This window comes from Rhizobium sp. YS-1r (assembly GCF_000757525.1).
GTDB lineage: Bacteria > Pseudomonadota > Alphaproteobacteria > Rhizobiales > Rhizobiaceae > Neorhizobium > Neorhizobium petrolearium.
This window is the reverse complement of record NZ_JPYQ01000022.1, coordinates 70,568-82,284: the sequence shown is the minus strand read 5'-3', so window position 1 is coordinate 82,284 and position 11,717 is coordinate 70,568. Positions and strand designations below refer to the sequence as shown.

Here is an 11,717-nt window from a genome sequence, read left to right as displayed (position 1 = left end):
AACAGGGTCATGTTCAGCATGGACCCCTGCGCGGTGTAGGCCGTGAAGCCGAGGTCGGTAACGACCTGGTCGAGCTTCTGGAGCAGCGGCAGGCTCGATTCCATGTGAGTCGAGAACAGGCCAAGCGGCGGAACCGGATTGCCCGTGAGCTGGATCGATATAAAGATCGCCGGAATCGTGTAGGCGATGATCAGGACAACATACTGGGCAACCTGGGTATAGGTAATGCCCTTCATGCCACCTAGAACCGCATAGACGAAAACAACTGCGGCAGCGATCCAGAGGCCGGTGGAGGACTCCACTTCAAGGAAGCGCGAGAAGGCAACACCGGCACCGGTCATCTGACCGATAACATAGGTTACCGAGATGATAATGAGGCAGATGACCGCCACAAGACGTGCGCTCTGGCTGTAGAAGCGGTCACCGATGAACTGCGGCACCGTGTACTTGCCAAACTTGCGCAGATAGGGCGCAAGCAGAAGCGCGAGCAGTACATAGCCGCCGGTCCAGCCCATAAGATAGGTGGAATTGGCGTAGCCGACGCCGGCGATGAGGCCAGCCATCGAGATGAAAGAAGCGGCCGACATCCAGTCTGCGGCAGTCGCCATGCCGTTCATGACGGGGTGAACGCCGCGGTTTGCGGCGTAGAATTCAGCCGTGGAGCCGGCCCGGCTCCAGATTGCTATGCCGATGTAGATAGCGAAGGATGCCCCCACGATCAGCAGATTAAGCGTATATTGATCCATAATATGGGCCCGCCTTACTGCTCGTCGACGCCGAATTCGCGATCGATCTTGTTCATGTATATTGCATAGTAGAAGATCAACGCGATGAAGATGACGATCGACCCCTGCTGCGCAAACCAGAAACCGATATCCGTACCGCCGACCTTGATGCCGGACAGCGCCGGACGCAGCAGGATGCCGAAGCCGTAGGAAACGACCGCCCAGATCGCCAGACATATGCAGATGACACGCACATTCGCGGTCCAGTAGGCATTGGACGAAGACTTGTCCGCCATGAATGCTCCTCCCTTTTTCAAAAGGCGCCAGTCGGCGCCTAACCCTCCAAGTCTATTTCTCCGACTCAACTCCTACGGGGGAATAGACCAGTGTTTAGAAGTAACCAAACCTCTGCCGCTGGTATATCCTCCGTTAGTCGTACATCCCCAGGCGGCGGCGACTGGTTTCGCGGGTCGCTACCGGACCAGGAGCATGCCGAACGCAGAGTGGGCGTGAAGGCAAAGAGGCTGCGGCCAAGTAAAGCAAAACCATGGAACCTTTCTACCCGTCGGCCTCTACCAGGCAAAGGCATCAGACTTGACCGATCCAGCATCGCGATGGAAATTGAATCGAACCGGCCGACCTTGGCGAAAATCTGGCGGTAGTATTCATGGCGGCTCAGCCATCACTGATCGAAAACAGCTTCGTGATGCGGGAGTTGACGGAAACGATTCCGGTTGACACCATATCGTCGACCGCTGAAAAAGCCGTTATGAGCGGTGTGCTGGCCAGCATAAGCCAACGAAAAGCTTATGTGCCCGGAACCTGTGATCGATTTGATTGACTGCAATGCATTTTAAGAACCTCTACGGGGAGAGTTGAGCCGCCGGCGTTCAGCTCGAACCGGAACACCTTGGAATGCCGGACTTCCCGATATTAGGTCATGGTGGAAAGTGATGACGACATTCATCTCAAGATAAGAACCTGCTCGAATCCGTGGAGAATGGAACACTCCACTGCGCTGAAGTTGCTGATCGGAACCTACCAATGTCGCCTTTTCCCCAAAACGCGCGAATTTTGATGTACAGCCACGACACGTTCGGCCTCGGCCATCTTCGGCGATGCAGGACGATTGCGCATTCACTCGTCGATGCCTTCAGCGGGCTTCGTGTGCTCATCATTTCAGGAGCCACCATTGCCGGCGCATTTGACTATCGGGCCCGCGTGGACTTCGTCAAAATTCCCAGTGTCATCAAGCTGCGCAATGGCGAATACACGTCGATGAACCGTCACATAGATCTTCACGATACACTGAAGATGCGGCAGTCGATCATCCGTCATACAGCGGAGACATTTGAGCCGGACATCTTCATTGTCGACAAGGAGCCAATGGGCTTGCGTCGCGAGGTGGAGGAGACCCTGGTCTATCTGAAAACCAGGGGCACGGCCTTGGTGCTCGGCCTGCGTGAAGTCATGGACGCGCCACATCTTTTGAAGTCCGAGTGGGAACGAAACGACGTTCTCCGCAAGGTCGATCAGCTCTATGACGATATATGGGTCTATGGGCCTCCTGATTTCTACGATCCCCTCCTCGGCCTTGAGGTGCCACAGTCGCTGCGAGCGAAGATGAACTTCGTCGGCTTTCTGCAGCGTCAAGCTTCTTCCAAACCGCGCAACGGAACGCGAGAGCGAGACGACTATATCCTTGTGACGACCGGCGGCGGCGGCGACGGCAGCGACCTCATTCGCGATGTGATCAACGCCTATGACAGTGATCCCACGCTGACACAGCGGGCTCTCCTGGTGCTTGGGCCCTATATGCCCGCCGAGCAACGCCAACAACTGACCCAGGCCGGTGCTCGGAACCCGGCGCTCGAAATCATCGAATTCGACAACCGGATGGAAGACCTGATCGCCGGCGCCAAAGCTGTCGTCGCCATGGGCGGCTACAACACCTATTGCGAAATCCTCTCCTTCGACAAGCCGGCACTGATCATCCCACGTATCCAGCCTCGAGAGGAGCAGTTGATACGTGCACTCCGAGCCTATGAACTCGGCTTGGTGGACATGCTCCATCCCGACGAATCGGTAGACGGGGCCCGTCTGTCTCAGGCGCTCAAAGATCTCCTGAAGCGCCCACCGCCGTCTGTCACCGCACCGCATATGCAGCTGGATGGGTTGTCCAATATCTGCCAAATGGTCAACACTTGGCTCGGCCGCGATAGTTCCGACCACCTTTCAGTGGTCCAAGGAGGATTGCCGTCTTGAACGGCCTGGTCGACCAGGCGTTATCGTCGTGTCTTTCCGACGCGCTCCGCAAGAAGTTCCCGGAGGATAGCTGCAGTCCGCGGGGCTCCATCAAGCCGCAATGGAACCGCAGCTGCGAGGTCGAGCGTCAGGGCAGCAGGAATGGCTTCGATCAGCGCTTGCGCTGAAAGCGTCGCCTCGTCCACCGAAACCGCCAGTCCAAGTTCCTGGAGTTTTTCGGCACGGGTCGTTTGCTCGGTTTCTCCGCCCGCAGCGAACGGGATCAGCACAGCCCGGCAGCGAGCCTGTAGAATATCGCAGACTGTGTTGTATCCAGCCTGTGAAATAGAAAGCCGCGCCTGCCCGAGCAGACCTGGAAAATCCTTACGAAACCGCACGATCTCGATTTCCGGCGATGCCATCGCTATCAGGCGGTCCATTTCTGCTTGATCGAGGTTGGGACCGGCAATGACGCACCAGCGCCCAAGCGACGGTAGTTTCGGATAGGCCTCCATCGCCGCTTCGATCAGTTTTGCGCCAACGGCACCTCCACCAGCGGAGACGATAACGTCGAATTCGGCCTCACGCGGTTCCGGCGCAGGCGGTGCGACAAGACCGGTATAAGAGACCTTGTCGGCTATCTCCGCGGCAAGCGGGAAGGTCTTCTCCAGCCGTACGAAATTGGGGTCACCATGGACGAGCACCCGGTCAAAATGGTCCCTGACGAGTGCTATCGTTTCCTCGTCGCGGCCGGCCTTGCGGTTCTCCTGCAGGATATCACGTATCGAACTAATGACGAGGGGACGCGTTTCACAACGTTCAATTTCAGCCAGCAACGGAAGGAGCTCGAAACGGACCTGCCGGCGGCCGAAAGGAAACGCCTCGATGATCACGATATCCGGCTGCCGCGCCCGGAACACGGCAAGAAGCTGTTCGCGACGCCGTGTCTCCGCTGCCTCGTTTATCGGGTTTCCCGCAGCGTCCTTCAGTTTTGAAAAACCGTCGCCGGCCGTGACGGCCGGTTCAAGCTGCACATGGTCGATCCCCGCAGCGGGAAAGCCTTCCAAGGGAAGGCCTCCCGTTACCATGGTGACCGAGAAGTCCCCCTCGCGCAGCGCGGCGGCAATGCGACTTGCACGGGCAAGATGGCCGATGCCGAGAAGGTGCTGGACATAGAAAAAAACCTTCGGAGAGGTCATGGAGCCGGCACCTGGTTCAACGGGACAGCGATCGGCCGATCGGCAAACAAAGCCTGGAGCTGCCGGATGCTTTCGCGATGGTCGAATTCCGCGCGCACCTTCACTTCGGCGGCGATGCCTATCGCCCGACGACCCGCGGGGTCCCGAATGGCACTTTCGAGCATCTTCGCAAAAGCAACCGGGTCTTCTGGTTCGACAAGGTAACCGTTCACGCCGTTTGAAAACATCTCGGGAATACCGGAGATCGAGGTCGAGACGCAGGCGAGCTTCTGGCTGGAAGCTTCGACAAGAACATTCGGAAGCCCGTCGCGATCGCCATTGCCGGTCACCCGGCAGGCAAGCGCGAAGATGTCGGAGCTGCGGTAATAGGCGAGGATTTCCTGCTGGGCCATCGCACCATGCCAACGGATGCGATCATCGATGCCCAGTCTGGCGGCCAAAGCCTTGAGCTTGCTCAGTTCCTCGCCGCCTCCGATGTGCTCGAAACACCAGTGAAGATCGTCAGGCAGCAACGAAAGGGCTTTCAGCAGAATGTCGAAGCCCTTCTTGTCGACAGCGCGTCCGACACTGAGAATGCTGATCGGCTGGCTCGCATCGGCACCGTCGCGCAATGGACGTTCCGCTTCGAAAGGCGGAAAACGGTCAAGATCGAGCCCGTGATAACTCAGATGCACGATCTCTTCACGCATAGACAGACCGCGAAGGCGCTCGAAACCCGCCTGGGTACAGGTGACGGTCCATCGCGCGTCGGCGAGCTTCTCACGCAACTCCCATTCCTTGGTCGTCCAGATGTCCTTGGCATGCGCCGAAACGCTCCAGGGGATTCCGATCATACGGCTCGCATAACGCCCGACTGCCGCCGGCGTATGGATGAAATGGACATGCAGCCAATCGGCTCCATCAGGCCATTCGACGGCGAGTACGGCCGCCTGGCCGAAACGGCGGACGCGATTGCGCGTGAAATCCCGACCGAGATCACGTATGAAATCCTTGCACGCGGCGAAGAAGCCCGGCTTCGCACATGCGAGGATGAGAGAGCGCAGAACGCGGAACGGCTCCTCGTGCAGATACTCGGGCAGATAATGCACCGGTGCACGGATTTCGTCATGGATGGGATGACGCTTCTTGTCGGTCGGGCGGCGCATGGAGACGAGAACAAGCTCGAAACCGGCGCGTTCGAGGCCAAGCAGTTCCTGCGCGATGAATGTTTCGGAAAGCCGGGGATACCCCTTCAGCAGGACGACGAGTTTTCGCTGCATTGCTACGTTGATACTTTCCGATGTCGATGTGGCTATGGAACGACGTGTGGCAGCGACGCCATGTGCAAGGATCAGTAGTCCGCAAGACGGCACATTGCAAGTTACCGATAAGGGTCTGCGGCATCGCGCAGTCCATCTCCCAGGAAGTTGAACGCCAGGATAACGACGATCACAGGAACGACCGGAAACAGCAGCCAGGGGTAGAGCGCGAGCACGTTGATGGTGCGGGCTTCTGTCAGAAGCACCCCCCAACTCGTGATTGGCGGGCGCAAGCCGAGGCCGAGGAAGCTTAGCGTGGTTTCGCCAAGGATCATGCCGGGAATGGTGAGGGTCGCGCTGGCGATCAGGTGCGACATGAAACCGGGAATCAGGTGCCGGCCGATAATGCGCCAATGGCTCGCTCCCATCAGTTGGGCCGCAAGAACGTAGTCCTCTTCACGCAGGGCCAGCAGTTTCGAGCGAACAGCGCGCGCAAGGCCCGTCCAGTCCAGCAGGCCGAGGATGAAAGTGATGCCAAGATAGATGACAAGCGGACTCCAATCCGCCGGCATGATGGCTGCAAGTGCAAGCCAGAGCGGAATGCTCGGAATTGACTGCAGGACTTCGATCACCCGCTGGACGAACAGATCGACGACACCTCCGTAATAGCCGGCGAGGCCGCCGATGACGATCCCGAGCAGGAAACTGGTGATAATACCCAGAAGTCCGATCGTCAGCGAGATGCGCGCGCCGTAGAGAATGCGCGAAAGGACGTCCCGCCCCAACCGATCGGTGCCAAGCAGGAAGAAATCCCCCTTCTGCGACGGACAGACCAAATGGAGGTCGCTTTCGACGACACCCCAGAAACGATAAGCATCGCCGCGGCAGAAGAAACGCAGCGGCTGCACGTTGTTCCGGTCATCGGTATAGACCCGGCGCAGCGTCTTCATATCGAGCGTCATATGGTGCCCATAGACGAAAGGCCCGACGAATTTCCCTTCATGGAACAATCGTACCCGCTGAGGCGGCGCATAGATGTTGTCCATGTTGCGCGTATGCAGATTGTAGGGAGCCAGGAATTCGATGAAGACGATGGAGACGTAGGCGATGAGCAGCACGACTGCCGAAGCGACGGCCAGCCGATGGCGGCGAAAGCGCCAGAACATCAACTGGAACTGCGACGCCTGCTTGAAAACCTTCTTCCCGTCTTTTGCCTGTTCGTCTGCATATGGGTCGAACGGTGTTGCGGAAACATAGTGCGGAAGGGGCTCGCCATCCGGCGGCAGCGACGTGGTCATTTCATGCTCCCGCCCTTGAGTCGAATCCTCGGATCAAAGAGCGCGAGCGCGATATCGGAAATCAATACGCCGATGACCGTCAGGAAGGCCAGGAACATCAGAAACGATCCGGCAAGATACATGTCCTGGCTCTGAAGCGCCCTGATCAGCAGCGGACCGGTCGTCTCCAGCGACAAGACGACGGCGGTGATCTCGGCACCGGAGATGATTGTCGGCAGAATGGAGCCGATGTCCGAGATGAAGAAGTTAAGCGACATGCGAAGCGGATATTTCAGGAGGACGCGGAACGGATGGAGGCCTCTCGCCCGGGCCGTCATCACATATTGCTTCTGCAACTCGTCCAGCAGGTTGGCTCTCAGGCGCCGGACCATGCCAGCCGTGCCGGCCGTGCCGATGATGATGACCGGGATCCAAAGATGCTCGAGGATGGACTTGAATTTATCCCAACTCATCGACTGCCCTAGATATTGCGGGTCCATCAGGTTGCCGATCGACGTGCCGAACCAGATATTGGCGAAATACATGAAGACCAGCGCCAGCACGAAATTCGGAATGGCGAGGCCGATAAGCCCCACTAGAGTAAGCCCGTAGTCGCCCCAGCTATATTGATGCGTTGCCGAATAGATTCCGATCGGGAAAGCGATCAGCCAGGTGAGAGCGATCGTCACCGTCGAGACCAGGATCGTCAGCCATAGCCGATCCCCAACCACATCGTTCACCGGCATGCGGTATTCGAACGAATAGCCGAAATCGCCAACCAGCATGCCGGTTGCCCAGCGCAGGTAGCGGATCGGCGCTGGCTTATCGAAGCCGTAGCGCGCCCGCAATTCCTCGATCTCCTGCATGTCGGCCTTCTCGCCGATCGCCCGCATTTCGGCGACATAGCTTTCGAAATAGTCACCCGGCGGCAGTTCGATGATCGTAAAGACGAACATCGAGATGAGGACCAATGTTGGGATCATCACCACGATCCGCCAGAGAATGTAGCGGACCATCAGACTTCCTCCTCCAGCCAGAAGGTGTCGGGCAGATAGACCCCGAGATAGGAGGTCGGATCGAAACCGAAGAGCCCCTTATCGGGCATGTTGCGCAGGCGGGACGAGCGGATAACAGGTTGAAGGGCCGCATTGACGATGCCGATCGTGAAAACCTGATCGGTGAAGCGTTGCAGCATCCTGTGCCAGATCGCCTCCCTTTCTGCAAAGGTCGATGCACGACGCCAGGCGCGCATGAGATCGACGAGTTCGATTGCCTCCGGCATGTCGGGAGGGTGGCCGTCGCTGCCGCCGGAGAGATAATGAAGGCCCCAGACCGGCCACTGCAACTGATCATCGGCAGTAGGTGCCAGCTCCCTGGGCGGCATGTCCGCCGTCGGCACGCCGTTGTCCAGGCCCTGGAAGACCGACATGATGGCTTCACCGCCGATGACCCGCTTGCGAAAGAGATCACGCTGCGAACTGTGGGAGAACAGCTTTATACCGATTTCGCGCCAATGATCGGCGATGAGTTCCAGCACATCGCTCTCGAAATTGTTTTCACCGGCATTCTCCACAATGATCGTGGCGGGTCGGCCATCCGGCAGGGATCGTATTCCGTGAGGATGCGTCCTCGGCAAGCCCGCCTCATCGAGAAGTCTGTTTGCCTCTTCAGGATCGTAAGCCGCCCAGGCCCGAGCATATTCGGGCTTGAAAAGCGGGCTTTCGGGGAGGATCGAATTGGCACTTTCATGCGCCAACCCGTAAAAAACCGCCTTGTTGATTTCCGTGCGGTCGATCGCGAGGGACAAAGCGCGCCGTACCCTGACATCCCTCAGAAGCAAGCGCCACACCTCGTCATTGCAGTTTAGATTTGGCAGTAGCGCGATGCGCGAACCTTGGGTACGCTTCCAAAGGTTTACCTTGATGGGAAAGCGGTCTTCGGCGCTTTTCAGGAACGTGTAGTCCGCAAAATCGATATTCATGAGCTGCAGGTCGCTTTCACCGGCGCCGGCCTTGGCGGCGATGATATCCGCCGAACTGACATTCAGCAGCACACGGTCGATATAGGGAAGCTGAGTGCCGTTTTCGTCGAGGCGATGGAAATAGGGGTTGCGAACGAATACGAACTGGGATGCAGGCGGCTCGGTCGTGTTGCGCCAAGGGTCGTGGGTCGGCAGGTCCGGATTTTCAGGCCGATTGGTGCGCGACATCTTGAGCTGCAAATCGCTCCAGTTTTCGACGCGATATTTCTTGCACAGTTTGGCGAGGGTCTCCGGATCCTGATAGCGGGCGTGGAACTGCTTAAGATAGGCCGCCGGCATCGCCAGCTTCAGCGGCGACGGAGCGGCGAGCTGCGCAAGGAAATCCGGGTTAGGAGCATGCCAGCTGTAGCGCACTGTCCATTTGTCGAGGATTTCGAAGACCGGCGCCCGGTCATCCACCCGTAAATCGGTCGGAATGCCGCCACGGTGCAATTCGCGATTGTTGTAGATGTCCTCCCAACAGAACCGGAAATCCTCCGTGGTGAATTCGCTGCCATCGGACCAGCAATGTCCCTGCCGAATGCGAAAGGTGAAGATGCGATCTTCCGTTGTTTCAAAACTTTCGAGAATATCCGGCTGCAGATTGAGCGCTTCGTCATAGCCGATAAGCCGCGCATAGCCGTAAATCGGCATCAGCCGGATATCGCGCTGCCCACCGATGAGCATGCGAATGGTGCCGCCGCGCTTGCCGGGCATGCGCCCCATGGCGGCCAGATCAACGCGCCGCGGCTTGTCCGGAAGACCTCCCGGAGTATCCGAGGCCGCAGCAGGCGAGGATTTACTCGATGCCGCGGCAATCCGCACGGAAAGGGTAGTGGAGGCCAATAGACCAAGGAGAGTCCGCCGGTTTATCATGATCGCAGCTCGCGTGCGTCGACATTGCGGCGCGCCAGGACCAGATGGCCGTTGCCGAGGTCGGCATGGGCGAGCCCCTGTCCGCCGGCCTCGTCGTCGAACTGTTTGCCCCAGCCATGAAAGCCGCTTGTCTTCTTTTGGCCGAGTGCATTGAAATCGAGCGGGCGATCGAGATCCGGCACGGGAATGGCCGCAATGAGCTTGCGCGTATAGGGATGAACCGGATCTCTGAGAATGACTTCGCAGGGGCCGATCTCGACAATACGACCCGCATACATGACCGCCACCCGATCGGCCATGTAGTTCACCACCGCAAGATTATGCGAGATGAAGAGATAAGTGAGGCCAAGATCCTTCTTGAGATCCTTCAGCAGGTTGAGAATCTGGGCCTGGACCGAGACGTCCAAAGCCGATACCGGTTCGTCGCAGATCAGCAGTTCGGGACCGAGCGCCAAAGCTCTCGCGATGCCGATGCGCTGGCGCTGCCCACCGGAGAAGCTATGGGGATAGCGGGTGAGCGCCCCCTCATCGAGCCCCATGGTCCGGATGAGCCGACGCACCGAAGCCAGCCGATCGCTCCGGTTGCCGCGGTTGTGAATCTCAAGTCCTTCGCCGACGATATTGCGAACGGTCATGCGCGGCGAGAGTGACGAGATCGGGTCTTGAAAAACCATCTGAATCTTCTGGCGCAGCATTTCGAGATCGCGGCCCCTTGCCTCCAGCACGTTGATGGAACGACCTTCCGTATTGAAAGCCACCGAACCGCCATCGGCGCTGAGGCCGCGCATGAGGATTTTACTCAGCGTCGTCTTGCCACAGCCGCTCTCACCCACAAGGCCAAGACTTTCGCCCCGGCGGATGTCGAAGCTCACGTCGTTCACCGCTAAGGTGCGCCCTTGGCCGTCCCCGAAAAAGCCTGACTTCTTCGTGCTGAAGGACTTGCTGACGTGACGGACCGACAGGATGACATTCTGATCCGTGAGGCCCTTAAGTCCCTTGCGCTTGCCAAGCAGTTCCGAGCTGTCGATTTCGATTTCCCGCAACGGCTTCAAGCGCTCGCCGGGATGCATATCGAAATGCGGCACGGCAGCCATCAATCCCTTCGGATAGGGATGAACCGGTCGGCGGAATATGTCGTCGACGGTACCGGACTCCATGACTTCGCCGCGATAGGCGACCACGACCTCGTCGGCCAGATTGGTGACCACACCGAGATCGTGGGTGATCAGCAGCATCGCCATCTGGAAGCGATCCTGGAGATCGCGGAGCAGTTTCAATATCTGCGCCTGGATCGTTACATCCAAAGCAGTCGTAGGCTCGTCAGCAATCAGGAGAGCTGGCCGACAGATCAGCGCGGCGGCTATCATGGCGCGTTGGCGCATGCCGCCGGAGAGCTCGAAAGGGTACATCCGGCGTACCTTGGCCGGGTCCCCAAAGCCTACAAGGGAAAGCATCTCGTCTATTCGCTCGAGCTGATCCTTGGCGGAGGAAGCATCATGGATGCGTAGCGCTTCCTCGATCTGGTTGCCGATGGTATGGAGCGGTGAGAAAGATGTCATCGGCTCTTGGAAGATCATGCCGATGCGATTGCCTCGGATATGGCGGATCTGTCGTCCGTCGCGCGGCAGGCTTAGGAGATCGACCGACTGGCCGAGTGCGGGATCATTGTAAAGAATACGTCCGCCGATGGAGGCGATGGGGCTTTCTATCCCGAGGATAGTGCGCCCGATGACCGACTTTCCAGACCCGGACTCGCCAACGAGCGCGGTCACCTTGCCAGGGCGGATACGCATGCTGAAATTCTTGACTGCGTTGATCCTACCGCCAAAAATCGGAAAACTGACTGACAGGTTTTCTATTCTCAGGAGGTCGGGCGTATATGTCATGCCGATCGCCCGCTTGCCGCGTGATCTGAAACCTGAGACTGTTGCTTCAGGGATGCTCGCCCATTGCCTAGCACTTTCATTGATGCTGTGCGCTCGCCTCGGCTGAGTGGCTCATCGAACGAAAACTGGACTAGGGACATTGTCTCACGAAAGCACGGGTCGCGCATTGGTTGACTGGGTTATAACAAGCATCGTAGCGCATAAGCGCTAGCATCGTCTATGCTGCAAATTCGTGTTTTTCAGGCTCGTTCA

The 11,717-nt window shown here is 58.2% G+C and carries 10 protein-coding genes; 2 read left to right on the top strand and 8 right to left on the bottom strand.

Annotated elements, in window-relative coordinates:
* Both JL39_RS32535 and JL39_RS15245 read right to left on the bottom strand, forming a co-directional pair.
* Positions 1–746, bottom strand: a 746-nt coding sequence (locus tag JL39_RS32535) for a VC_2705 family sodium/solute symporter (RefSeq protein WP_244446896.1), incomplete at its 3' end; no start/stop codon positions are given.
* Between the two features lie 14 nt (positions 747–760).
* Positions 761–1,021 (bottom strand): DUF4212 domain-containing protein, encoded by a 261-nt coding sequence (locus tag JL39_RS15245; RefSeq protein ID WP_037152093.1) that lies wholly within the window; start codon positions 1,019–1,021, stop codon positions 761–763.
* A gap of 371 nt (positions 1,022–1,392) precedes the next feature.
* Between JL39_RS15245 and JL39_RS31955 the strand changes: the two genes are divergently transcribed.
* Positions 1,393–1,566, top strand: a complete 174-nt coding sequence (locus JL39_RS31955; protein WP_161784766.1) for a hypothetical protein — start codon at positions 1,393–1,395, stop codon at positions 1,564–1,566.
* Positions 1,567–1,769: 203 nt separating this feature from the next.
* On the top strand, positions 1,770–2,990 hold the full coding sequence (locus JL39_RS15240) for a glycosyltransferase family protein (RefSeq protein WP_037152090.1): 1,221 nt from the start codon (positions 1,770–1,772) through the stop codon (positions 2,988–2,990).
* 20 nt (positions 2,991–3,010) lie between these two features.
* On the opposite strand, the gene JL39_RS15235 is transcribed toward JL39_RS15240, so the two are convergent.
* From JL39_RS15235 to JL39_RS15210, 6 genes are all read right to left on the bottom strand, one after another.
* Positions 3,011–4,168 carry a glycosyltransferase gene (locus tag JL39_RS15235; RefSeq protein WP_037152087.1) on the bottom strand — a complete coding sequence of 386 codons (1,158 nt, stop codon included), beginning with the start codon at positions 4,166–4,168 and terminating at the stop codon, positions 3,011–3,013.
* Positions 4,165–5,427 carry a glycosyltransferase family 4 protein gene (locus JL39_RS15230; protein WP_052182886.1) on the bottom strand — a complete coding sequence of 421 codons (1,263 nt, stop codon included), beginning with the start codon at positions 5,425–5,427 and terminating at the stop codon, positions 4,165–4,167. Before JL39_RS15230 ends, JL39_RS15235 begins: the two co-directional genes overlap by 4 nt.
* 101 nt (positions 5,428–5,528) lie before the next feature.
* Positions 5,529–6,704: an ABC transporter permease gene (locus tag JL39_RS15225; protein ID WP_037152083.1), complete on the bottom strand. Its 1,176-nt coding sequence runs from the start codon at positions 6,702–6,704 to the stop codon at positions 5,529–5,531.
* On the bottom strand, positions 6,701–7,699 hold the full coding sequence (locus tag JL39_RS15220; RefSeq protein ID WP_037152080.1) for an ABC transporter permease: 999 nt from the start codon (positions 7,697–7,699) through the stop codon (positions 6,701–6,703). Before JL39_RS15220 ends, JL39_RS15225 begins: the two co-directional genes overlap by 4 nt.
* Positions 7,699–9,579, bottom strand: a complete 1,881-nt coding sequence (locus tag JL39_RS15215; RefSeq protein ID WP_037152077.1) for an ABC transporter substrate-binding protein — start codon at positions 9,577–9,579, stop codon at positions 7,699–7,701. The genes JL39_RS15220 and JL39_RS15215 overlap by 1 nt, the downstream gene beginning before the upstream one ends.
* On the bottom strand, positions 9,576–11,465 hold the full coding sequence (locus tag JL39_RS15210; RefSeq protein ID WP_037152074.1) for an ABC transporter ATP-binding protein: 1,890 nt from the start codon (positions 11,463–11,465) through the stop codon (positions 9,576–9,578). Before JL39_RS15210 ends, JL39_RS15215 begins: the two co-directional genes overlap by 4 nt.
* Positions 11,466–11,717: the final 252 nt, after the last annotated feature.